Origin of the sequence: Salinisphaera shabanensis E1L3A (assembly GCF_000215955.2) — a bacterium.
Taxonomy (GTDB): Bacteria; Pseudomonadota; Gammaproteobacteria; order Nevskiales; family Salinisphaeraceae; genus Salinisphaera; species Salinisphaera shabanensis.
On sequence record NZ_AFNV02000011.1, the window covers coordinates 106645 to 130965 of the forward strand.

General features: G+C 60.3%; 18 protein-coding genes. 7 read left to right on the plus strand and 11 right to left on the minus strand.

The features are described from left to right. Positions 1-9: 9 nt before the first annotated feature. From SSPSH_RS08720 to SSPSH_RS08730, 4 genes are all read right to left on the minus strand, one after another. Positions 10-1095: a DNA-binding transcriptional response regulator gene (locus tag SSPSH_RS08720; protein ID WP_006914854.1), complete on the minus strand. Its 1086-nt coding sequence runs from the start codon at positions 1093-1095 to the stop codon at positions 10-12. 3 nt (positions 1096-1098) lie between these two features. Continuing rightward, on the minus strand, positions 1099-3339 hold the full coding sequence (locus tag SSPSH_RS08725) for a sensor histidine kinase (protein WP_006914855.1): 2241 nt from the start codon (positions 3337-3339) through the stop codon (positions 1099-1101). Between the two features lie 164 nt (positions 3340-3503). After that, positions 3504-4019 carry a very short patch repair endonuclease gene (locus tag SSPSH_RS18420; protein WP_006914856.1) on the minus strand — a complete coding sequence of 172 codons (516 nt, stop codon included), beginning with the start codon at positions 4017-4019 and terminating at the stop codon, positions 3504-3506. Between the two features lie 444 nt (positions 4020-4463). Next, positions 4464-5645: a cobalamin-independent methionine synthase II family protein gene (locus SSPSH_RS08730; RefSeq protein WP_006914857.1), complete on the minus strand. Its 1182-nt coding sequence runs from the start codon at positions 5643-5645 to the stop codon at positions 4464-4466. 421 nt (positions 5646-6066) lie between these two features. On the opposite strand from SSPSH_RS08730, the gene SSPSH_RS08735 reads away from it, so the two are divergent. After that, on the plus strand, positions 6067-7998 hold the full coding sequence (locus SSPSH_RS08735) for a RecQ family ATP-dependent DNA helicase (protein WP_006914858.1): 1932 nt from the start codon (positions 6067-6069) through the stop codon (positions 7996-7998). Between the two features lie 133 nt (positions 7999-8131). Continuing rightward, entirely contained in the window at positions 8132-8278 is a 147-nt protein-coding gene (locus SSPSH_RS18855; protein WP_006914859.1) for a hypothetical protein, read from the plus strand. A 74-nt stretch (positions 8279-8352) separates the two neighbouring features. Here the strand turns inward: SSPSH_RS18855 and SSPSH_RS08740 are convergent, their stop codons facing one another. The 6 genes from SSPSH_RS08740 to SSPSH_RS08765 all read right to left on the minus strand — a co-directional run bounded on the left by SSPSH_RS08740 (position 8353) and on the right by SSPSH_RS08765 (position 15791). Further along, positions 8353-9558 (minus strand): DUF3322 domain-containing protein, encoded by a 1206-nt coding sequence (locus SSPSH_RS08740; RefSeq protein ID WP_006914860.1) that lies wholly within the window; start codon positions 9556-9558, stop codon positions 8353-8355. Further along, on the minus strand, positions 9555-12938 hold the full coding sequence (locus SSPSH_RS19685; protein WP_021031610.1) for an ATP-binding protein: 3384 nt from the start codon (positions 12936-12938) through the stop codon (positions 9555-9557). The genes SSPSH_RS08740 and SSPSH_RS19685 overlap by 4 nt, the downstream gene beginning before the upstream one ends. Then, positions 12928-13518, minus strand: a complete 591-nt coding sequence (locus SSPSH_RS08750; protein WP_021031611.1) for a DUF4194 domain-containing protein — start codon at positions 13516-13518, stop codon at positions 12928-12930. Before SSPSH_RS08750 ends, SSPSH_RS19685 begins: the two co-directional genes overlap by 11 nt. 4 nt (positions 13519-13522) lie before the next feature. Next, positions 13523-14959: a DUF3375 domain-containing protein gene (locus SSPSH_RS08755; protein ID WP_006914863.1), complete on the minus strand. Its 1437-nt coding sequence runs from the start codon at positions 14957-14959 to the stop codon at positions 13523-13525. Between the two features lie 182 nt (positions 14960-15141). After that, a complete protein-coding gene (locus SSPSH_RS08760; RefSeq protein ID WP_006914864.1) occupies positions 15142-15531 on the minus strand; it encodes a type II toxin-antitoxin system VapC family toxin in 390 nt (129 codons plus the stop codon). After that, positions 15528-15791 (minus strand): hypothetical protein, encoded by a 264-nt coding sequence (locus tag SSPSH_RS08765; protein WP_021031612.1) that lies wholly within the window; start codon positions 15789-15791, stop codon positions 15528-15530. Before SSPSH_RS08765 ends, SSPSH_RS08760 begins: the two co-directional genes overlap by 4 nt. A gap of 396 nt (positions 15792-16187) precedes the next feature. Between SSPSH_RS08765 and SSPSH_RS18425 the strand changes: the two genes are divergently transcribed. The 5 genes from SSPSH_RS18425 (at position 16188) to SSPSH_RS08790 (ending at position 23669) form a co-directional block, all read left to right on the plus strand. Then, positions 16188-16682 (plus strand): sodium:solute symporter family transporter, encoded by a 495-nt coding sequence (locus SSPSH_RS18425; protein WP_244263506.1) that lies wholly within the window; start codon positions 16188-16190, stop codon positions 16680-16682. 173 nt (positions 16683-16855) lie between these two features. Further along, positions 16856-18409 (plus strand): MmgE/PrpD family protein, encoded by a 1554-nt coding sequence (locus SSPSH_RS08775; RefSeq protein WP_006914868.1) that lies wholly within the window; start codon positions 16856-16858, stop codon positions 18407-18409. Positions 18410-18569: 160 nt separating this feature from the next. Continuing rightward, a complete protein-coding gene (locus tag SSPSH_RS08780; RefSeq protein ID WP_006914869.1) occupies positions 18570-19991 on the plus strand; it encodes an NAD-dependent succinate-semialdehyde dehydrogenase in 1422 nt (473 codons plus the stop codon). Between the two features lie 560 nt (positions 19992-20551). Then, positions 20552-22144, plus strand: a complete 1593-nt coding sequence (locus SSPSH_RS08785; RefSeq protein WP_006914870.1) for an esterase/lipase family protein — start codon at positions 20552-20554, stop codon at positions 22142-22144. Between the two features lie 145 nt (positions 22145-22289). Then, complete coding sequence (locus SSPSH_RS08790) at positions 22290-23669, plus strand: flavin monoamine oxidase family protein (protein WP_006914871.1); 1380 nt, start codon at positions 22290-22292, stop codon at positions 23667-23669. Between the two features lie 339 nt (positions 23670-24008). On the opposite strand, the gene SSPSH_RS08795 is transcribed toward SSPSH_RS08790, so the two are convergent. Next, on the minus strand, positions 24009-24284 hold the full coding sequence (locus SSPSH_RS08795; RefSeq protein ID WP_006914873.1) for a hypothetical protein: 276 nt from the start codon (positions 24282-24284) through the stop codon (positions 24009-24011). Between the last annotated feature and the right edge of the window lie 37 nt (positions 24285-24321).

The following is a 24321-nucleotide window of genomic DNA, read 5'->3' on the forward strand; positions in this document are numbered from 1 at the left end:
ACGGTCAAACTAGGACTTCTTTGTTTTTTCTGTTCCAGTCCTTTTGGCAATAAGTTGTTTTGAAGCATCGTCGAGATCCGGCGTACCGAGTCGGGTGTAGTAATTGCCGAACGCGAGGCAAATTGACTCCCGAAATGGTTGATCGAGCTGACAAATTGGCTCCATGAGGGGAAATTCTTCGTATTCAAACTGTTTAATTGCTTGAAAATCGACTATTAAATCTTGGATGAAGAAAGTCCCCGGGAGAAACTTATACCTTGGCCCTTTATTGCCCGCAATAAACGCTGCCCTTTTATTCTGTTTGAACTCATCGACTGGATAGCAACGAATAGCGAGAACGCGATCGGCTTTTTTTCTAGCCAAATCACAGGCAGGCGTTACTACAAGCCATATCTCGTTTTGTCCCGAACTATAAATATTACCGGTGCTGACAACGCTCGGCTCGTCTAATGGGTAAATATAATACTCAATCGGTACGACGGTTGCCTGTGGATCCCCTGAATAATCCTTGATTGCTATCTTTGAAAGGCCAGAGGAGATGCGACGTGATAGCAAATAAGCGAGCTCGTACGGGTGATCCGAACGTAAATCCTCACGGACATCGGCCCACTGCTTATAAATCGTATCCCATAGGTAAGCCCGCTGATATTCTTCGACATGTCTAAGCAGGCGAGGTATACCCGTCTCGTGGATTTCACGTGCCGCCTGCCTCAGCTCTGTAGCCCCGTTTCCTTTAGTCACAACCTTAACGATCGGAGCTTGGACGTGTGTGAGTTTTGCAGTAAAACCGGAATAGAAGATGACCGGGACAAAATGCAAGTCCTGTAGTTGCTGGAGGAGCCTTTCGCCACTCTGGCTCTCGAGTCCAGGGTCGGACTCGGGTCGCGGATCTTCGCTGCCGTGTAGATCCAGGACCACGAGATCAAAGCGCTCTTGGGTAAGGCGCGTCAATGCATGTCTGAAATCAGTTTCCCAAGTCGCGTCAATCCGACCATAAGGATTATCATCGTCCCAGGCTTCGAGTAATTCGGCAGCCTCTTCGGCCTTTTCTTTCTCGTCGTCTACGCACAACGCGCGCCACGGCTTATCCAACATTTTCTATACCCTTTTTCGCAGCGTTATCCGAAACGTCGCGCCTGGCAATGGCCCTTCGTCCATGATTTCAAAAGCACCGTCGTAGAAGTCCTTGATGATTTCCCCGACGATTACGAGCCCGAGACCGACACCATCTTCTCTGGTGCTAAAGTAAGGCTGAAAGACGGCTTCGCGATCGTCGGACGCAATACCCGGCCCGCTATCGGAGAAGAGAATTTGGAGAACGCCCTCACCCGGACGACTGCAGGCCACTAGGATGGAACGCCTTTCTCGTGGCACTTGGCGGAGCCAGTAAAGGCTGTTACTCAGAAGGTTGATAAATACTTCCTGAAGTTCCGATCGATCCACGGTAACCAGAAAGCTTTCAGTCGGTAGTTCGACTTCGACACCTAGCTGTGTCAATTCTGACCGGAAGTGTGAAAACGCTTCCTGGATGATCTGATCGATGTAGAGCTTGCTTGGCCGCCCTCGCTTACGCCCGCCCAGAGGTTCGACCCTGGAAATAACTTCATGCATCAGCTTGCCAGCATCCAGGATTCGATCGACCTTTTTGCTGGAATCATCAATGGCTTTGATGCACTCTTCAGAAAGCTCGGCTTCCTTGCGTTTGAATTTGGTTATGCGTTCGCTGATCAAGGTTCCTTGCGCGTTTATCGTGGATAACGGCTGTCTGGCTTCGTGGACGATCTTGTCGACAAGCTGCCCTAGCGTGGCGAGAGAGTGATACTGAGCGAGGACCTTACCAATACGATCCACCTGTTGTTTCCACTCACGCGCCTTTTGATCCACAAGCTCGATGGTTTTTTTAGACGCGCCATCTTGTTTGAGTTCGCTCCGCAGGTCGCCCATTTCAGGCGGCGCAAGGAGAGCGTCACGAGTAGTGTCGTTCCGTGGATCCTTGGGTTTTTTCTTTGCCTCATTGCGGACGCGCTCTAGCTCGGAAAGGATCGCCAGCATGATCGAAGAGAGGTCCTCGAAGGCTTTATTATCGGTCAGTCCTTCCCGGTTGCTTTGATCGTACAGATCAGGGTTTTCGTCTGCGCCGATTCGAACCACACCTACGATCTGATTGTTCGAAAACTTTTTGGATGGGGTGTTGACCCGGCGCATGTCTAGCCTTAGCCAATCGTTATCCTGCTCGCCGTAGGGAAGCACCCGGAATCCGTCCCGATAAATGCTTATGCCTGATACAGACTTTACGTCAGCTCGAATCGATCGAATTCCGACACCGAGTTTCTGCTTCGTGCCTTCGAGATCGTCTAGGTCCCAGGCCTTGATTTCGATTGCCAGCGGCCCGCAAGCAGGTTTGCATGTGCCGGCAAGGTCCTGCCGCATAGGAATATCGCGGATCGCCATATCCGCGTCAGGAACCTGTCTGTACCAACCGTTTTTTGTCCGCTCTCCGCCTGTTCCAAAAACTTGTATATGTAGCGTAAAAGCGCCATCAGCGTCTATGGTTGCTTCAGCTGAGTAGTGTGGATACTTTAGCGCCTCCGGCGGCGATACTTCCTGTTTGACGGGCTCTCCCTTTCCCGAAGTCTCCAGGAAGATTCGGAAATCTTCGCTTTGTCCTGCCGGGGAAACAAGTCGACTAAGAGCGTGTCCGAGTTGCTCGAGATCTTTCGGTCGCCATGATCGCTTCAAGGGCGACATTCGCAGCAGCGTACCGTGGGAGCCGTCGCGTGGCAGCTGATGCTGATCGCTATTAGCTGGGGCTGGGGCACTCGAGGCTGTGAAGAATGCCGGCTCCCGTTCCTCGGCTAGTAGTATTACCTCGTCGAGAAAGAGCGAATCGTTGTCGAACTGAGTCCAATCAAAGTAAGCGTAGGTTTCATTGGGAGAGTCAACGGGGCGCGTAATGAGTTCGAGTTCCGAAGCAAGCCGCGCGGACGCGAAACGCCCGACGCCTTTTTCCCCTAGAACGCGTCGATTGAGAAATGAGCTGCGCGTGTTTTTCTTTTTAGTCGCAGTACCTGGTTCCATCCAGGCGGAACGAACGGTACCCAGGTTCATGCCAACGCCGTCATCCTCTATCTCGATGCAACTAGTATTCTTTTCGAGTTCGCCCTTGAAACGAACTGCGACGCAGCTGGCGTCTGCGTCGTAGGCATTTTTGACTAGTTCAAGAATCGCAACCTGCTCGCTGCTGATCAGATCCTCACCAAGAGCGCGTATGATGCGTGCTCGGGGTCTGAGCGGTTTGCCGTGTTGTTTGTAAGACTCGTCATTGGATTGGTAGGCCATCGTTATCTCACGAGTCCATAGTCGGACTATTCTCTCGCTTTGCACCATATCTGGCGAAGCAGAACGCCACCAGCAATTGTCGGGGCATATGCCGACCTCCTTTTCGATCGTATTTTCAGCCTACCGTTGTTAAGCGGCGAAACGCTAGCGCTGTTGCGATTTACTTAGCCAAACCATGTTGCGTCCGAGGGGTGGGGGCGCCGCGACAAGCTATTAGGGCGAGGGCGCATATGCTTAGGCGGTTTAGCTGGCCACGTTGACGACGACTCATCTCCTACAATCAAGGCGGGGAGCTCTCGCAATTCTTCTAATTGGTGTCGGAGTCCGCATTCCCAGATTACAAAAACGCGCCACCCGTTTTGAAGAAGTCGTTCAATACTCCGCTGATCGCGATGCACATTGCCTTCGAACTTTCTTTGCCAAAAATCGGTTCTTGTGGCGGGGACCGTCGCGTAATGGCATCCGGGGTGTCGATGCCAGAAACAGCCATGTACGAATATGACTAATCGGTATTTGGGTAGCACGATATCTGGTCGTCCTGGCAGATCCTTTCGGTGAAGACGAAACCTAAAGCCGCACGCATGCAGATAACGTCGAACCTGCAGCTCCGGTTTAGTATCGCGACCCTTAATCCGCGACATCATGGACGACCGTTTACATGGATTTACTATGTCATTCATTGCGGTGGTGCGGGGACGGTATGGAGAGGCTCCGGCTATTTCGGACAGTTAAATCAGGGGTTAACGGCTAGCTTACGTTCGCATCGCTCCCGAGATTGGCAGCTCAGCGATTGGTGCAGTCGCTGTCGGCTATAAAAAAACCTCGACGTGGTCGAAGATCGAAGATTTAGCCTGCGATGGCGACTCAACCTGCTGCCCCAGATCATTCATTCTTCAGCGTACTTGAGAAGCATTCGGCACCGCACTATCCCAGCAGCTGCCCTTGCGGCTCATGCTCGGCGTGATCTCTCGTCGGACCACATAACCACGATACGCGTGGCCGCGAGGACGACGCCTATTCATCAGAGGTTCTCGCGCGTTAGCTGATGCAGTGTCCGCCGTTAATCGCTTGGTGATATCCCAAGCTACATCGGCACGGTCGCGGATGAGATTCTGCGTCGGCCCTCAGCCCCATATACGCTTGGAAGCGATGGCGGCGCCCTCGGTCAACGAGCCGAGCTTGGCCCAGGCCACATCCGGTGCCACGAATTCATAGCTGGCGAAGGTGCCGAAACCACAGTCCGTGCCGGCGATGACGCGCTCGCGATCGCCCACGGCGTCCACCGCAGCACAGATACGGTTGGCGACGACCTGCGGGTGTTCGAGGTAGTTGGTGGTTACGTCGATCACGCCCGGCAGCAGCAGCATGCCCGCCGGTAGCGGATGCTGCTTGAAGGCGACGGTTTCGTGTTCGTGGCGGGGATTGCCGAGCGGGATGCTCAACGCGCCCACGTTGGCGCGATAGAGAATCGGCAACAATTCGTCGACCGGCACGTCGTCCTGGTGCGGGCCCTGCCAGTTGCCCCAGCACACGTGCAGGCGCACCTTCTCGGGCGGGATGTCCGCCAGCGCGAGGTTGATCGCTTCCACATGCAGTTCGACGCGTTCGAGGAAGGTGCCGAGCGGCGCGTCGCCAAACATCACCACGCGTTCCATGGCCAGGTCCGGTGCATCGAGCTGCAGCAGGTGGCCGCAGGCGACGATGGCGTCGTATTCCTTTTTCATCTCTTTCGCGACGGCGAGCACGTAGTCGCGATCGGTGCGATACGCCGGGTTGTGCTCGCCGCGCAGCATGGTGGTGGTCACCACGCCGGGGGAGGCCGCCGTCATGAAGGTTTCGGCCGGTTTCGGATGATTGGCCAGGCCGCGCTCGAAGGCATCCAGCTCGGCGGTGACACCCGCCAGCGAGTCCTCGTAGTGGACGGCCTGCTGGGCTTCGGCCGTATCCCACACCCGGGCCAGATCCTCGGCCACGCCGATCTGGCGCGCCATATGGTCGGCATAGCCGGGAAAGCGCTGCATATCGAGTGCGGTCTTGCGCCGCTGCTCGCCGCCGAAGCCGCTCATGCGTTCGACCACGTAAGTGGAAAAACCGACGCGCGGCGCTTCGCCGTCGTTGATGACATCCAGTCCGGCATCGATCTGACCCTTGACCGCCCGGGCCACGCCGTCGTCGATATGGCGTGCCAAGGCGTTGGCGTCGACCGGCTTGCCTTTTTCCTGCTTGACCAGCAGTTCCGACAGCTCGCGCGGACGCGGCAGGCTGCCGGTATGGGTGGTCAGGATTCGATCGCGGCTATGTTGCATGGTGACCTCTGCGTGAAAGCAGTCGTAGTCTACGCGGGCCGTACCTCAGGTGATGCCCCCAGAGACGGGGCTTCCTCACGCCTGGCTAGACCCGCGTAGCGACTTGAGGCAGTCAGCATACGTGCGAGTCGAACGCCATGACGAGGTGAAGTGGGAGACAATATGTTTTGAATAGGTGAGCCGAGGGCAGTCTTCATCCTGTGGATAGCCGTATATTTGATTCGCGAGAGGGGATTGGCGACCAATGGATTCAGGTCGCAAACGCAGCACGCCTCGAAGGATGAGACATCGCAGAACTTTTGGTTAAATCGAGGTTGTCGGAACCATTGGCGTACCGAGCACTGGCGCAATAAATCGCCGTATTCGTCCGTAGTATCGTGAGCCCGCGGCCAAGGGTTTGATTTGAATTGTTGGGGGCACCATGGACGACCAGCCTGATCGCCTACTCAAGGCGTATTTCGGTTACGAGCGTTTTCAACCCGGCCAGCGTGAAGTGATCGAGCACTTGTTGGCTGGCCGTTCTGCGGCGGCGGTATTTCCTACCGGCGGCGGTAAATCGCTGTGCTATCAACTGCCGGCATTGGCGTTGCCGGGTATCACGTTAGTGGTGTCGCCGTTGATCGCGTTGATGAAGGATCAGATCGATGCGTTGAGCGCCCGTGGCATCGCTGCACAGCGGCTGGATTCGAGCCTCGATGCCGAGGGTTACCGTGCTGTGATGGATCGCCTGCGCTCGGGCGAGTTGCGTCTTTTGTATGTGGCGCCAGAGCGTTTCAACAACGAACGCTTTCGGCAAACGCTGAGCCAATTACGCGTATCGCTGTTTGCGGTGGACGAGGCGCATTGCATCTCGGAATGGGGGCACAATTTCCGCCCCGACTATCTCAAGCTGGTGGGTTTCGCCAAGGCGGCCAAGGCCGAGCGCCTGTTGGCGCTGACCGCGACCGCCACGCCGGCCGTGCTGGACGACATTTGCCAGGTACTCGATATCGGCGCCGACTGTGCCGTGCGTACAGCTTTTTATCGTCCCAATCTGACGCTGCTGTTCGCGCCGACCACCGTGGAACAGCGCGACCATGATCTGCTGGCGCGTCTGAATGAGCGGTCGGCGGGGCCGACGATCGTTTATGTAACCCTTCAGCGGACCGCAGAGCAGGTGGCGAAGCAGCTGGCTGATGCAGGCCATCCAGCACGGGCCTACCACGCCGGGATGGACAGCGAGAAGCGCAGCGTGGTGCAGGAATGGTTCGTGCGTTCCAACGACGGCATTGTGGTGGCAACGATCGCGTTCGGCATGGGCATCGACAAGGCCGACATCCGCTACGTCTACCACTACAACTTGCCCAAGAGCCTGGAAAACTACGCCCAGGAAATCGGCCGTGCCGGGCGCGACGGCGAGAATGCGGTGTGCGAGATGCTGGCTTGCGCCGACGACCAGAACACACTGGAAAATTTCGTTTATGGCGATACGCCCACGGCGGCTGCGATCGATTCGTTCCTGCACGACATCTTCGCGCAGGAAGCGGAATTCGATATCAGCCTATCGGCGCTATCCCGCATGCATGATCTGCGTGAACTGGTCGCGCGCACGCTGCTGACTTATCTCGAGTTGCAGGGCTACCTGAAGGGCGGCACGCCTTTTTACGCCAGTTACCGATTCCGGCCGAAGATGGCGTCGCAGGACATACTGGCCCGTTTCCAGGGGCCCCGCCGACAGTTCCTGGCCGAGTTGCTACGCAGGGCGCGCAAGGCCCGGACCTGGTTTGACCTGGATGTAGATAGCGCGGTCGCCGAGATGCAGCAGCCGCGCGAGCGCATCGTGGCGGCGCTGGATTATCTGGGCGAGCAGCATATGCTGGAAGTCACCGCGGCCGGCGTGCGTCATCGCTACCGGATTCTGCAGCGCCCCGACAGCGTGAAGGCATTGGCCGCCAAACTTTACGAGCACGCGCTACGCCGCGAGGAGAGCGAGTTGGCGCGCTTGCAGCAAGTGCTTGCGCTCATCGAAGCGGATGGCTGCCAAGTGGCGGCCTTGAGTGCGCACTTCGGCGAACAGCGCGAGCCCTGCGGCCACTGCTCCTGGTGCTTGAATGATGGCAAACCGGTGCGCATCCCGGCCCGTCGCAAAACCGAGATCGATCCGGCCGTGTGGGCCGAGATGGAGACGCTGCGACGACAACACCCGAATGTATTGGGCCCGGCACGTGTCGTGGCGCGCTTTTTGTGTGGCGTTTCATCGCCGTCGCTATCCAAGGCGAAACTTACGCGCCATACCCTGTTTGGCCGCCTGGCTGATGTACCGTTCGCGGCAGTGGAAAAGCACGCTCAGGATTCTGCACCGCCGACAGCGTGAACATGACTAATAGGCACTAGACGAGGACTTCGCGGCGGCGTTCGCCGACGGTTTGATCCCGGGAGGGGACACTCACTTCCCACTCGTATTATCAGCCAGATCCTGGCGGCACCTCTGCTCGACCTGATGCGTTATGCGTTGGCTCTCGCGGATGGTGCTGGCGGCGGTGGACGAGGAACCGCTCATGGGCGCTAGCGGCGGCTGCTCCAACAATGCCCGCACGCTGTTCGGACAGCTGGATCTCTCGCTACGCGATTTAAAGCTCGAGGTGGGCTCCTGAAACAGCGCGCCGCCTTTGGGCGGCGGGGGCTGGGCGTCTCATCTTGGCCGGGCAGCGCCAAGGCTGGCGCCCGCTCAGCGTTCGTAGAGGTCGTCGATGTGAGCCAGTGCCTCCAGCAACCAGCGCTGGGCGATATGCTCCTGCTCCAGGCGTAGCGCGGGCGCACGGTGATCGTCGCGGAGTGCCTGGAACAGCGCGGCTTCGTCTTCCGTCAGGTGGTCCAGTAGCCCGGTGAAGCGCTTGTCCGCAGCCTCCTGGCCCCAGACCGGTCGGTGCGCCTCGAGCGTGGCCTGGTCCATCAGCAGTGAGCGGGCGTGCGGAAAAGCGCGACGGAAGCGGTTCAGGATGGCGAAGCCGTGGGTGTCGATATCGCCCCAGTAGTAGAGGCGTTTGTCAGCCAGCCAGGGGAGACGGCGCAGCGCCTCGACCCGATAGCCCAGGCCGAAGATCACCAGCGCGTTGGGGAATGCCGGAAACGCCAGGCCGTTGATTTCGTTTTCGGTGATGAAGACGGTATTCGCCCCCACGTCCAGGCGGGCGAGCTGCGCCACCGGCAGCGCCAGGTCGGTGAGCCCCTGAATCGCCAGCCGCTCGTCCAGCAGCCGCAAACGCAATCGCGGCGGCTTGTCGCGTAACCCGTAGCGGCGGTTGAAGCCGCGGACCCCGGTGGCACCTGTATCGATAGCGCCGGCTGGCAGGACGGCGTCGAGCAGTTCGGCGAGCAGGCCGCGATGGGTCTCGATGAACTTGGTGTGAATGCCCGGGATGTCCAGTTCGCGCAGGTAGACGCCGGGTCGCGGATGGGCCTGGAACCAGGCCAGCACGGCGAGCAGGTCGTCCCAGTGTGGCGCGTGTTCGAGCGCACGCAGCGGGCGCTGACGCAGCCAGTCGCGCAAGGCGGGGAAGGGCGTCAGGGTGCGCTCGGCGAGGCGGGTAAAGCGTGCCGCATCGTCACGATGGCCGAGCCAGCGCAGGGCGTCGTCTTCCGTATCCACGGTGATGACGTCGGGCAAGTCGTTGGCGCCCTGCACCCGGTGGCGGCGCTGTCGCCAGTGCACCGTGTAGCCAAAGCCTTTGCTGTCTTTCGCGCCCTCGCGCAGGGTGCGCACCCAGTCGGCGACATCCGCGAAGCGTTCGGTGAGATCCCGGGCGCTGGGCTTGCGCAGTCGCAGAGTCACGGGGAACAGCGCATCGCCGTCCAGGCGCGCGCGCAGGATGTCGCCGCGCCGCCAGTACTTGTCCAGCTGCTGTTTCAGGTCGGCCGGTGACGTCCAGTTCATGGCTGCATACGAATCCGTTCACGGGCGGTTTTTTCCGCCTGGTACTCCTCAATGCTGAGATTGCGCAACAGAGATTCGCGGCCCTCGCGGTTGTGCACGAAACCGACGCTGTGCACATAGGGCTCGATGATGTGAATCTTCTGCAGCGGGGTGACGATCAAGAGTTGCAGATTTAACCGCTTGAACAGCTCCAGCCCGTAGCGGGCGGATTCGTCGGAACCGCGGCCGAAGGCCTCGTCGATGACCACGAAGCGGAATGAGCGTGAGCGCTGCTCGCCCCATTCCAGGCCGAACTGGTAGGCGAGACTGGCGGCGAGCACGGTGTAGGCCAGCTTCTCCTTCTGGCCGCCGGATTTGCCGCCGGAATCGGAATAGTGCTCGTATTCGCGGTCGTCCTCGCGCCAGCGTTCCGAGGCGGAAAACACGAACCAGTTGCGCACGTCGGTTACTTTCTGGGTCCAGCGCTTGTCCAGCTCGCCGGTGCCCTCGCGGCCGCGGAAGCGTTCGATGATGCGTTTCACCTGCAGGAATTTCTGCTCGGTGTACTGTTCTTCCTCGTTGCCGCTGAGGGCGCCCTCGGTACAGGCACGCAACTCCTGCTGGAAGTCGCGTACTTCCTGGTCGCCGGTGGGTTCCGCCAGCAGGGTGATGTAGCGGCCCGGGTTGTAGTCGATGCCTTTGAGCGAACGGTTGATGATGGCGATACGCTCGCGGATCGCCTGGCGTTCCTTGTGTAGCTGGCCCTGAAACGCTGCCACCTCGCGGATGGTGTTCTCGTTGAGCAGCTCCTTGAAACGGCGTTCGAAGCGCGGCAGGTCGTCGCGCTGCAACGCGTCCAGCATGGCGCGGTATTCGCCGCCGGCGGCCAGGGTGGCATCCACCTCGCGGCTTTCCAGCGGGAATGCGTGCTGGTGGCGCTGCATGGCGCTGACGATGCGCTCGCTTAGTGCCTTGAGCTGCTTGTCATGCTGGTCGATCTGCTTTTGCAGCCAGTCGCGCAGTTCGCTTTGCTGGTTGTCGCAGGATTCCACTGTCAGCGTGCGCCCGGCCAGCGCTTCTTCGCGGTAGCCCGCGAGGGTCTCGAAGCAGGCGCGCTGGGCCTCGTCGGCTTCGGCGAGCAGGGCGGCGCTTTCCTCGCGCTGGGCGGTGGCGGTTTCGGTCTTGGTGCGGTTGGCGCCTTCGTCCTGGCCCAGGGCTGACCGCGCCTCCTCGGTTTCGTTGAGACTGCCTTCGAGTGTCTTGAGCTGGCTTTCCAGCTCCCGCAGTAGATCGTTGGCGGCCTCCAGAGCCAGGCGCTCGTTTTCCAACTGCTCCAGTTGCCGAGCTAACGGCTTCCAATCCAGCTCCTCGAAGTCGCCGAACATGGCCAGTTGGCCCAGCATGCCCAGGGCATCTTCCAAGCCCTTGCGCTCGTTTTCCCAGCCCTGGATGTGCTTGGCGAGCTCCCGACCGCGCCGGGCCAGGGATTCGGCCTCCGCTTCCAGGGCACGAATCTTGGCCTGGTTGTCCCATCCCAGCACGTAGCGGCTGGCGTCGTCGATGCGGTGACGGTCGTCTTTCTCGTGGCGCCCGCCCGGCGCCTTGATCTGCCCTGTGCGGGTGATGGCGCGCTGCTCCCGGCGGAAGCGGGTCATATCCTCGCAACAGACGTAATCGAAACGCCGTACCAATTCCCGCTCCAGCCACGGGTAAAAAGCGCTGTCCGGCTGGATGCGCAGCTTGTGCACCAGCGACTCCGGCGCCGCCGATGACACCGCGCCACGCGAGTCGCGGACCCGGAAGTACACCAGCCTGCCGCGCAGATGCGTGCGGTCGACCCAGTCGGCGACTCGCTCGTACAAGGCGTCCGGCACCAACAGTGACAGGCCGAAGTTGTGCAGCAGACGCTCGATGGCACCTTCCCAGTCGCGCTCCTCGGCGGGGACCTGCAGCAACTCACCGACGAAGGGGACATCGTCTTCGTCGAGTTGCAATGCGGCGCACAAAGCCTCGCGAATCGCCAGCACGCGACCTGGGATATTGGAGCGCCGTTGGCGCAGTGAGGCGAGCTCGGTTTCCAGCTCGCCGTGCTGCCCATTCAGGGCATGCAGTTTGGCGCCGGCTTCGTTGATGTGGTTCTGCAGCTGGGCTCGCTGTTCCTGCAACGCTTCCTGGCGCTTTTCGCGCTGGCGGCGGTTGTCGACGAAGATATCAAGCGTATCGGCGTCGGGCAGCGACAGCGCCCGGGTCAGTTCGCGGTATTGTTGCGCCTTGTGCTGGCGATGCTGTTTTTGCCGCTGACAGTCCTGTATCTCCGTTTTCAATCGTTGCAGCCGGTCGCCGCCGTTGTCGGCGATGGACTGGCGCAGCTCGTCGCGGCGCGCCTGCTGATCGCGGCGCTGGCCATCCAGGGCGGAGCGCCGCTGGGCCAGGCGTTGCGCTTCGACGGCCAGATTCTCCAAGCGCTTGTCCAGCAAATCCATTTTCAAACTGGCGTACCAGGGCCGCAATGCCTCGCGGCTTTGCCGCAGGTCCGCCACCTGCCGTTCACGCTCGTCGTGACGGTCCAGATCGGCTACCAGTGGTTCGAGCATCTCGATGCGCAGGCGCGCCTTGAGCACCGCCTCGTGGGCGCGGTTGAGATCGTCGAAGTGGCGGATCAACGCTTCGATGCGCTCGCCCACCGGGAACGGCTCCAGCATATGATCGCGCACGAAGCGGGTGATGTTATCCACCGACTTCATGGAGACGGTCTGGTTGAACAGCTCCATGGCCTGTTCATTGTCGATTCCAAAACGGCGGCGAAAGGCGGCGCCGTAAGCGGGGAAAGCGTCGAACACTTCGACGCCGGTTTGTTTTCTCAAACGCTTTTTCAGGTCGGCGATATCGCTGCCGAAATCGGCGAAGTCACCGGCCAGGGTGAGTGCGCGGTCGGCTACCATGTAGAAACGCTCCGGCTGGCCGGCGCTGTCCTTGATCCAGAACACCTGGGCCAGCGTCACGTCCTGATCGTAACCGGCATTGTGGAAGTGGCCGAGAATCACCGAGTAGCTGTTGTGATCGCGCAGTGCCACGGCCTTGGCAGAGAGCCCGGCCTCACCGCGCTCGGCCTTGTAGTAGCCTAGAACGTAAGAGCGCAGCGAGCGCTCCTTGCTCTCGGCACCGGCGGCCTTGTTGTAGGTGATTCGCTGCGCCGGCACCAGCAGGGTGGTAACCGCGTCCACCAGGGTGGACTTTCCCGAGCCGATATCGCCGGTGAGTAGGCTGTTGTCGCCCCGCGGATCCAGCGCCCAAACCTGGCGGTCGAAGGTGCCCCAGTTGAACACCTCCAGCCGTTGTAGGCGAAAGCCGGCCTGCTCGTTGGAATCCGCGAAATCCAATCCCAGCGTCTCATTGTGCATCGGCATGCTCCCGATATTCCTGGAGGCGCTGTTCGAACTCCCCGAGCCATTGGGCGTCGACGAACGACTGCAGGATGCGGCGCACTTCATAGCGGTCGTTCTGTCCGCGCAGCCGCCGCAGAAAGCCCAGTTCGATCACCTTGTTGATATCGCCCTGCACGCGATCCACCAGTTTCGCCTCGTTGGCGGTGTCTGGTAGGAACAGCCGCACCAGTTCCACGATCTGCGCCTGGGTCAGAATGAGGCGCGGGTCGCCGCCGCTGGCGTCGTGCTCGGCGAGCTTCTTGCGCAGCAGCGCCAGCAACAGGCTGACCGGATAGGAGAGCTGGCGGCGCGGCACCAGCCGCGGCGGGCCCTGCTCGTCGTCGCCGCGCGCCGTTTGGCGCAGGTAGGCGTAGCCTTCGGCCTCGTCCAGCACCAGTTCCAGGCCCAGCACCGTGACGTAATCGCGAACCCGGCCCTGAAGCGTCAGCAGGGATTGCCACAGCGCTTCCTGCTGGTCGCGATAGAGCACGCCCTTGAGCAGGCGAATCAACAGGGGCGACAGATCGGAGGCGGTATCGATATCACTTTCACTCATGCAATCACCGGCTGAACAGCACATCGGGAACGGTGGCGCGGCGCACCATGCCATGATCGTCGCGCCAGCTCACCTCACACTCGCCGGCCTCGTCGATCAACGCGCTTGGATCGTCGGCGGCCAGCGCCAGCCAAGTCACCAGTTCCGCCAGGCCGCGTTCCAGGGGACTGTGCTCCAGCAACGCCGCCAGGCTGATCTGGTCACGGTTCTGCAGCGCCTGCTGCAGTCGCGAGCGCAGTGCCGCTCGGTCCACGTAAAACTGGTCGAACAAAGCGCCGGCATCCAGATCGGCGTCGCCGGTGGCCAGCTCGTTCTGCTCAATGCGCGGCTTCAACGGCGGCCGGTACAGGGGCCGCTCCAGGGGCAGCGTTACCGACGGCGCCAACTCGTCCACCGTCATGCCCGGTGCCTGGGCCGGTGCCTCGCGCACTGCGAGGGCGTGCCGCTCCACCTTGTGCACCAACTGCATAATGCGGCGATTCTCCAGCCAGGCCTGATCGTCGAGATAGCGTCGCAACTGCTCGGAAAGTCGCGCCACGGTACGCAACGTCGCCTCGCCGGCCTCCAGCCAATCGTAATGCACCCGCTGTAGGCGCGGATCGGGTTCCAGCTCGCGCACCGGGTCCAGTGCCATCACCCGCTCCAGCAGCGTGGACAACTCTTCCTGGCGACTCGGCGACATCAAAAAATCCCAGAACGCACGAAAGGTGCGCCCCTGATCGGTGTCGGTAATGGCATCGTGTTCGCCGAACACCTGCGCCAGCATATCGCCCTTGCTCCCGTCCCAGGCCGCCACTGTTTCACGCACCTGGCGATCCAGATCGCGAAAGTTCTGCTCCACCTGCCGGAAATCCGCCAGCAGGCCCCGGGCGGTGTCCGACATCTGCAAAAAGCGTTCTCGCAGCCGGGTGTCGTCCATCATCCGCAGGCGGCCCTCTTGGATCTCCTCGATCTCCCGCTCGATAGCTTCTTTACGCCGGGTCAGTTCTTCAATGCGCGCCTTTGGATCGGTCTCGGTGCCCTCGGTGATCTCGCGCAGCAGCTCGAAGACCGTCAGCAACCGCGACTCCGCGCCGATAAAACGCTGCCCCTGCAGCGACACCAACCACTGCACCGCTTTCTCTGTGGCCGGCGCCAGATCGTAATGGGGCTCGTCGCTGTCGCGCGGGTAATACTTGCGCAGCCACCCGCGTTCGTCCGCCGCCCAGTCGTTGAGATACTGACGCGCCGGCTTGGGAAAGGCGTCATCTCCCAACCGCTCGCGCAGATGGAAAAGAAAATCCTCCAGTCGCGATGCCAGCTCGGCCTCGGCGAAAGTCCGCTGGTTCGGCTCAATGAAATAGCGATGCAGAAACGCCGCCACCAGTGGCCCATGGTCGGCGGCCAGCAGCCGCCAGCCCGGGTGCTGACGGCGCAAGGTGGTAAGAAAGTCGTAGTCCATATTGATATTAAGGCGAACGCTGTGACCGCGGATTCGAACACGAGTGTTGCCAAATGGCGGGTGGGACATCAAGCGTGGGTTCGCCTGCCGAATTCGACGTCATCGCGCTAGTGCCTGCGGCCGTGCGTCCGACGTGACAAGGATCGACCCCGTCGGCGCGCTTGGCGCCAAAAATACGGTGTTTACCAGCGGTGCACGTCAATGCTTTCGATATGGTCGAAATGCTGGTCGTGCGTCCACAGGCCGGCCTGGTTTTCTCGTGCCAGGGCCGCGATCCATGCATTGTTGGTCGGTATCTTGGTGCCGGCGGCGCGTAGTGCGCTCATGATTTGCCCGTAGTGGTGCGCTGTGTCGCGGGTGATGGTGAGGAAGCTCACGAAAGGCTGCGCAAGGAATAGGTCGAGTTGCTGTCGATTGGCGGCGTATCGGCTGCGGTAACGGAATCCGTATTCCAGTTCGCCAATCACGATCGATGCCATGAGGATTGCCTGGCTGTTCTCCAGGCCGCGTAGCAGTGCCTCGTCGCCGCGCATGATGGCGGTATAGGCGTTGGTGTCGAGCAGCGCGATCATGGCTGAAGTCGGATGTCGTCCTCGCGTGATTCATGGATCGCGCGATCGATCGCTTTGGCCTCGGCGTTCGATAATTGACCGGCAAACGCTCGAAGCTGATCGCCGATACCTGGCCCAACCGATGGCACCGCTTCAAGGCCGGCGCCGCGACGCATGAGCTTGAGCGCGGCCTTGTTCAGCGACGAATTATCCCGAGCGGCGAGCTCGCGAAGGCGTTTTTCAAGTTCCGGATCGAAGCCGCGTAGTGTGAGTTGAGTCATGGATACGCTCCACATGAGTCACAGTGAGTCATTGTGACCTGGGCAACGGTAGGCGGCAACGTCGCGTGTTTCGGAACGGTAAATCAGCTCCCAATCGCGGCCCAGTACCGTTGGCAAGAGGCGAACTGTTAAATGGAACAGGCTTAAATTGTGCGCTGCATTATAGGCAGATGCTATCTATTTTATATCGATAATAGATTTAAACTTAAGGTTGGTTAGCGGCAGAATAAGACTTAACAAAAAATAGACCAATCAAGAGCGGTCGATCTCTTCAGCCGCGACGACGCGAATAGATTTTGCGGCTATTTCAGCAGCCTCCTAGCGGATCAGCCGCTCGACTCGCCCGATGAAGTTCTACCGAAACTGGTTGTAGAAATCGCGAATTTCTCGCCATGGCTGATCGGTCTGGCCCTGTCCGGCGCGCTGGCTGCGGCCACGTCGACCGCCGCTAATCTTGCGCATACGTCGGCAACCATTCTCACGCGGGACATAGGACAAAATCTGCCGCTCGGTCGTAACCTGGAAGAAGCGCAGGTATTGAAACTGACTCGAGCCGGCGTCGTGGTGGTCTCGCTTGCCGCCTACGTGCTGGCGTTGTTCAATCCCGCCTCGTTGGTTTCGCTTTTACTCGGGGCTTACGGTGTGGTGGTGCAACTGTTGCCCATGTTGCTGGGGGCGCTGTTCTGGCGGCGGTCTTCGCGCGCAGGGGCGTTCTCCGGTCTTGCGGTCGGTGCGGCCGTTACCTTGTACTACCAGTTTGCCGGCGGTGCCCTGTTCGATTGGCATCCAGGATTTTGTGGTCTGGCCGCCAACATGATTGTCTTCATCGGCGTGAGTCTGGCGTCGAAAGCCGTGCGCGCGAAATCGCCTGCCGAATCGTTGAGCTCGTAGCGTCGAAAGGCACGCTCTCGGATCAGGTCGGTCGGTTCGGGCCCTGGGCGAGGGCGTGCATTTTCGCTCGAAAGAACGGCCCGAAACGGAATACGGGCCAAATCGTTTAACATCGGCCCCACGAAGATGCCGCCCTTGCCGGGCAGCCCGTTCAATCAGAAGGAATGTGTTGTATGACCGCTACGATCCACACCGTTGCCGTCGAAAAAACGAGCGGCGATCTTGCCCGCGAACAGCAGTTGGCCTGGAAGCTTGCCGAGCTGGCGACCCGTGCGAAAGACGCCCCACAGGATGATGAAGCCGTGGCCATGGCCAAGAACCGGATCATCGACAACGCGGCGATTGCGTTAGGTGCGGCGAACGAGCGCGCGGTAAAGGTCGCCCGTGCCGATGCGCTGGGTTCCAAGGGCACGGGCAAGGCCACCATCTGGGGGCTGGAAGACAAGTTCGCGCCGGTGCCGGCGGCTTTCGCCAACGCGGTGGGGGTGCGTTTTCTGGATAACGACGACTGCTATCTGGCGGCCGAATATTCGCACCCGGACGACAACATTTCGCCGATCATTGCCGTGGGCCAGCACCTGGGCGTGAGCGGTGCCGATATCCTGCGCGGCATCGTGGTGGCGTATGAAGTGCACGTCGCGCTGGTGGGTACAGGCGACGGCACCGGGATCTGTCTGCACAAGCACAAGGTCGATCATATGACCCATATCGCCGCGGGCACCGCGGCGGGTCTGTCTTCCATGCTGGGGCTCGACACCGAGCAGGCTTACCACGCGATCAACTTCGCCGTGCACAACGCCATTTCCTCGCGTCAGTCGCGCAAGGGCGATATCGGCGCACAGAAGGAATTCGTGCCAGGCTTTTCGGCCGAGATTTCCATCAAGGCCGTTCACCACGCCATGCACGGCCTCAAGGGCCCGAACCCGGTATACGAAGGTGTGGATTCCATCATTCGTCGCTTTTTGAATGGCCGGGACGACGAAAACGCGGTCTACAAGGTCGAACTGGCCGAGCCGGGCGTCGATGCGCTGCGCAACATCATGAAAACCTACCCGAAGCAGTACGCCTTCGAATATCAGGGCCAGGCAATCATCGACCTGGCACTGGAACTGCGCAAGCAACTGCCGAAGAAGGGCGACGGCGTCGATCTCGATCAGATCGAAAAGATCGTGCTGGAAACCAGCCATCACACCCATCATGTGATCGGCACGGACGCCCAGGATCCGCAGAAGATCGACCCGGATTCGCCGCGCGGCACGCTCGATCACAGCATCATGTTCGCCATAGCCCGCTGCATTCAGGCCGGCGAATTCCACAAGGATCGCGCCTACCAGATGACGAGCGCCGAAAAAGACGAACTGCGTGCCATCATGGCCCGTATCGAAACGCAGTTCGATCAGCGCTGGGAAGATCTTTACCACGACCAGGATCCGAACGTGCAGGCCTATGGTGGCCGTATGGTCATCACCCTGGCCGTCGGCAACGAAGTGGCTGACGAGAAAACCCGTGCCAATGCCCATCCGGGTGGTGACACGCCCTGGCAGCGACCGGACTACGAGGCCAAGCTCGCCGACTACACCAAGGATTTGGTCTCGGATGTCGAACGCGACCGCTTCATCGCGGCTGTGGACGGCATGGATTCCATCTCTGGCGATGAGCTGGTCCGGATCAATCTGATCGTGGACGCTGGCAAGCTGGAAATGCCGGATACAAACGGCATCTACTAGCGCTGGTTTGTCATCGCGGATTTGTCGCGAAGCACTACGGCCCCGGCACCTGTGGCGTCGGGGCCTTTTTATGTCTGACCGGGGTTATCGACTGTGCAACGCACTGGTGGGTAAAGCCATAATAGCCGTATAGGTGCGATCTTATTTTCTGGAGTAGACGATGTTCATCAACGGCGAATGGCTCGAAGATCGGGCCACCTTTGCAGTCACCAACCCGGCCACCGGCGAGACGATCGATACGGTCCCCGACTGCAGCAAGGCGGACATCGATGCCGCGATTGGCGCGGCCCATGCGGCGTTTTCGGGTTGGCGTGCGACCACCGCTTATGAACGTGCCCAGCTGTTGTATCGCGCCTGGGAGTTGATGAACGAACGCAAGCGCGAGCTCGCCGAACTGATGACCCGCGAGCAAGGCAAGCCGCTCAAGGCCTCGCTGGCCGAAGTGGGCTACGGCGCGGATTTTCTGCTCTGGTTCGCCGAAGAGGCCAAGCGCGTCTACGGCCAATTGGTGCCCTCGGCACGCGAGAACCAGCGCTTCATGGTGCGGCGTGATCCGGTGGGCGTGGTGGGCGCGATCACGCCTTGGAATTATCCGATCTCGATGATTACACGCAAGCTGGGTCCGGCTTTGGCGGCTGGCTGTACGGTGGTTCTGAAGCCAGCCGAAAGCACGCCTTTGTGTGCACGGGCCATGTTCGAGATTTTCGAGGCAGCCGGCTTTCCCAAAGGCGTGGTCAATTTGCTGACCGTGTCCGATCCCACCGCGACGGGCCAGGCCTTTTGCAGCGATGCGCGGGTACGCAAGCTCACCTTCACCGGCTCGACGGCGGTGGGGCGCAAGCTCAACGGCGAGGCCGCACTTCATTTGAAGCGCGTATCCATGGAACTGGGCGGGCACGCGCCCGCGCTGGTGTTTCCCGATGCCGACCCGGTGCATGCGGCCAAGGGCCTGTCGCTGGTGAAGTTTCTCAACATGGGCCAGGCCTGTATCAGCCCCAATCGCATCTATGTGCACGAAGACCATACCGAGGCGTTTCTGGGCGAGCTCACGCGCCGTGTTGCCCGCCTGCGGGTAGGTAACGGCATGGAGGAAGGGATCGGCATCGGCCCGCTGATCAACGAGGCCGCCATCGAAAAGATCGATGCCCAGGTTCAGGATGCCGTCGCCCAGGGCGCGCAGGTCTGCCACGGTGGGATGCGCATGAGCGAAGGCGCACTGGCGCAGGGGCATTTCTATGCGCCGACGATTCTGTCCGGCGTGACGCCGCAGATGCGTATCTATCGCGAAGAGACTTTCGGACCCATCGCACCGGTGATCAGCTATCGTGACGAGGACGATCTGATCGCGCTTGCCAACGATACCGAATACGGCCTGGCGGCCTATGTGTATAGCGATCGGCTCGATACCACCATGCGTGCGTTCGAGGGCTTGGACTTCGGCATTATCGGTATCAACGATATCAACCCCACCAGCGCGGCGGCGCCTTTCGGCGGTATGAAGGCGAGCGGCATGGGCCGCGAGGGGGCTCAGGAAGGCATTGCCGAGTATCTGGAAACCAAGACCGCCGGTATGGTCGTCTGATAGACACTACGCCAACTGTGTCTCGTCACTAAGGGGCTGATTCGACCGGCCTGAAAACCCGTGCGGCGTGCTGTGTTGGCATCGCGTATCTAATGACCCGCCTAGGCGCGAACGGCACACCGCACACATCGCCATAGGCATTGATGAACGCGCCAGAGCTGATTCTGCCGGGCGGTTAGAGGGCGGTGGTTCGAGGCGTCGCTCGCTGCGAGCGATTGCGGATGTTTGCGGAATGCCAGCGAACGTTTATCGGTCCACGTCACCGATGAGTGTGTCTTTTGTTGCCTGAATAACAAAGTGATTTTCTGTGTGGTCGGTCGCGCAGCGTGATGGCTACACCATATTGGCGCTCGAAGTCTATTCGACCAATTTCTATTTCCATAAAAGCCGCTGTTTTCGAAGTGGCTTTCCGGTTGGCGCTGGAAAAGTCAATCTGTTAGCTCTTTTGCCGCAGTTGGGCACAGGCGTAACTTCACTCCAGGGCGTCTATTCGAGTCGCCGGTTCGGTTCGAGTCGTGTGCGGGTCAAGCGTGGTTTCGCGAGCGTTTTTGGGGTGGGCCATGTCGTCGATTTCGAAGCATCCTTATCATCCGATCATCTATGTCCGCGGTTTTGCCGCCACGCAGAGCGAAATCGAAGATACGGTGGCCGACCCGTATATGGGTTTCAATATCGGTTCGACCAAGGCACGGGTCGCCTGGACCGGCGACGTCAAACGCTTTTATTTCGAATCGCCGCTCGTGCGGTTGATGAGCGATCACAAGTATCAGGATGTGTTCGTCGAAGGCGACGATCTGGTGGCGGCAGAACATAGCCAGCTTCGGATTCCCTACCAGTGCATCGTGATCTACCGCTACTACGACGAAGCCTCGCAGGACTTCGGCGACGCGAGTGTTACGCCGCCGATCGAGCATTTCGCGCGCGGTCTGGATCGACTCATATCGCGGCTGCGAGACAAGGTCTGTGCGAACCCGGACAACGGCGTATCGCCGGACGATTTCCGGGTGTATCTGGTGGCCCACTCCATGGGCGGGCTGGTCTGCCGGGCCTTTCTGCAGAATCCTGAGTTGGGCTCGGCACCGGCGCGCCGCGCGGTCGACAAGTTCTTTACCTATGCCACGCCGCATAACGGTATCGACCTGCGTATCGTGCGTAACGTACCAGGGTGGTTTTCCTTCGGCGACGTGAACAATTTCAATCGCAAGCGCATGGCGGGTTATCTGGCGCTGCCGGAAGGTCCTGACGTGTCGCGGGTGGTGAATTTCCCGGCCGACCGTGTCTTCAACCTGGTGGGCACGAATGCGCGCGACTATACGGCGGTCCGTGGACTGTCAGCCTGGGCCGCGGGCGAAGCCAGCGACGGGCTTGTGCGTATCGACAACGCCACAACGCACGGCCTCGACGCGCAAGGCAATGAGGTCAGCTCGCCGCGTGCCTTCGTGAACCGGAGCCACTCCGGCTATTACGGCATCGTCAATTCCGAAGAAGGCTATCAAAATCTCACCCGTTTTCTGTTTGGCGGCATGCGCGTGGATGGGCATCTCGATATCGATGCGATCACGTTGCCGACGGAAGTACGCAAAGAGCTCGACGCCGGCCACAAGGTACGGGCCTCGTATCAGTTCGAGATCGTGGTCACACTGCGCGGCTGCCAATGGGAAATGACCCGGCGTATGGCGCGCGAGCAGTCGGCGATCTTTCGGACGTTTGATGCGCTGTTCCCGGTGGATGCCGACGGCCGGCGTACGCCGGATCGACGTCAGAGCCCGCATTTGTTCTCGGCATTTCTAGACCCGGGCAAAAGCGTAAAAGCCTCCAAATCGATCAGCTTCGGGTTCGATCTCAAGGTACTCGTGCCGGATTACGAAGTCGACGGCATCGCGTTCTTGAAACGCCATTACGAAGGCGGTTTTATTTATCGGGACCTCATTCTGGTCGAGGCGATACCCGACAAGGAGGCGCCGAGCGGTTGGCGGGCGAAATACGGTTTCCAGAGCACCAATCCCGGCAAGCCGGGTATCAGCGCTACCGGCCACGATATGAACCAGATGGAAAACGATCCGGATGGGTTACGGTTTGAAATTCCGATCGAGCAGAACACGCAACCGGGGCTTCGCGGGCGGCTGCGTATCGAGGCGCGGCGCTGGGCGTGAGCGGTGTCCCAAAGGCCTGACCTCGTTGGCGGGTGGTCGGTTGGCCGTCTAGACTGCGGGCGATGGCGGAGTCGATCATTGCAGAGTTCGGTGTATTCGCGCGCAACGCGTAGGCTTTGACAGGGATTCATCCAACGCTCGTTATATGACCGATCGCGCTTTGTTCGATGCCATCGTGGTTGGCGCAGGTTTCTCTGGCCTCATGGCGGCTCGTCGTCTGCGCGCGGCAGGGCGCCGCATTCGGGTGCTCGAAGCGCGTTCTTGCGTGGGCGGTCGCGTGCGTGCTGCCCAGCTTGCCGGGCATACCGTCGATGTGGGCGGACAGTGGATGGGGGCCGGGCACGAGCGGCTTGCAACGCTGGCGGCAGAAGCCGGTGCGAGGCTGGTTCCGCAATACGTCGAAGGCAAGCATCTGCTTCAGATCGGCGATCGGGTACGGCGTTTTTCCGGCGTCATTCCGCCTGCGTCACCGGTGGCGTTGGCCGAAGCAGCGCTGGCGATGCGGCGCCTGGACCGCCTCAAGCGTCGTGTTCTTGCCGATGCGCCGTGGGAACACGAACACGCCGAACGCCTGGATGCCATGACGCTGGGTCAGTGGCGTCGCCGTTGGGTGCGATCCCGAGGCGGACGCACGTTGTTTGACGCGGCCTCGCGCGCGATTTTCTGTGCCGAACCGGCTCAAATTTCGATGCTCGGCTTTCTTCAATATCTGCGCGCGAATCGCAGCCTGGATTATCTGGTAGAAACCACGAACGGCGCGCAGGCCTTCATGGTTGAAGGCGGTATGCAACGACTGGCTCGTTGGTTGGCCGAGACAATGGACGATGTCGTACAGGCTGATGCCGAAGTTGCGGCCGTTACGCAGGGTTCGGACGAGGTCGAGGTGCGGCTGTCCAACGGTGAAACCTATCGCGCGCGGCGGGTGATCATGGCGTTGGCACCTTCGGCCACTGCCGCGATCGGGATGACGCCCGTCAGTGCCGAACGGGTTCAACTCGCTCAAGGGCTTCCGATGGGGTCGGTGATCAAGTGTGCCGTTGCTTACCCGGGTGCGTTCTGGCGTGATGCGGGGCTATCGGGCGAGCTGGTAAGCAATCGTTCGCCATTATCGCCGGTATTCGATGCCAGCCCGGCGGACGGCACTATCGGCGTATTGGTCGGGTTCATTGCAGGACACCTCGCTGCGCAGTACAGCGGTGACGAATCGGCACGACGTGCAGCCGTACTCGATGGGCTGGCGAACGCCTTCGGGCCGGAGGCCGCGCAACCGCTGGACTACGTCGATTACGACTGGACTATCGATGCGTATAGCCACGGTTGCTATGTGGGGGTGCCAAGCCCCGGCACACTTACCCGCGTAGGTCCCGCGTTGCGACAGCCAACGGGGCGTATTCACTGGGCGGGTACCGAAACGGCGACTGAATGGACTGGCTATATCGAAGGCGCACTGCAATCCGGCGAACGGGCGGCGTCCGAGGTGGACGCCGCGTTAGTCGGCGCCAGCGGTCGTGGCGCCGACGGTTGATGCGTTTCAGATGCGGTGCGTATCGAGCAAGTGCCGCGCTCGAGACACGCCTGCGAAAAGTTTGTTCGCACCGTTCGGAATAGGACTACACTCATTCGATCGGGTAGAACGCGTCGCCGGTGCCGGCGGCTGAGCGTGCCCGTTACCGCTGGTTTGCGTCGCCGCACGAGCGGCACGCAGAAAAGCTGCCCCACCAGCCGCCATTGCCATCGAATGAACAGCCAGGAGCATCGATCATGAGTAAGGGAATGGATCGAAAGAAGCAGGGCAAGAAAGCGCCCAAGCGTACCTTGAAAGAAAAGCGCGCCGAAAAAGCCGCGAAGTCTCAGGACAAGAAATTCATCTAGCTCGGAACACGGACCGCGTCTGGGCATCGAAGCGCTCGGACGAGTAGCGCGAATATTTCTGGGTATCGGGCAATACCGCGAGGGTGAAAGAGTTCGTCGCCTCGGTATCGTCGGGGCCGTCATTCTGTCCGTCTTCAGCGACGGGCGTGCGCGTTACGTCGGAGTCGTTATCGTCGTTACAGCCTGCAAGTGCCATCACCAGAATCAAGATCAGCAGCAGCGTGCACAGACTGCGCGATCGTTGGTGTCGTTCGTGCCACGGTTCCATCGCTAAAAATCCCCTTCTTGATTAGCCCCGAAACTCA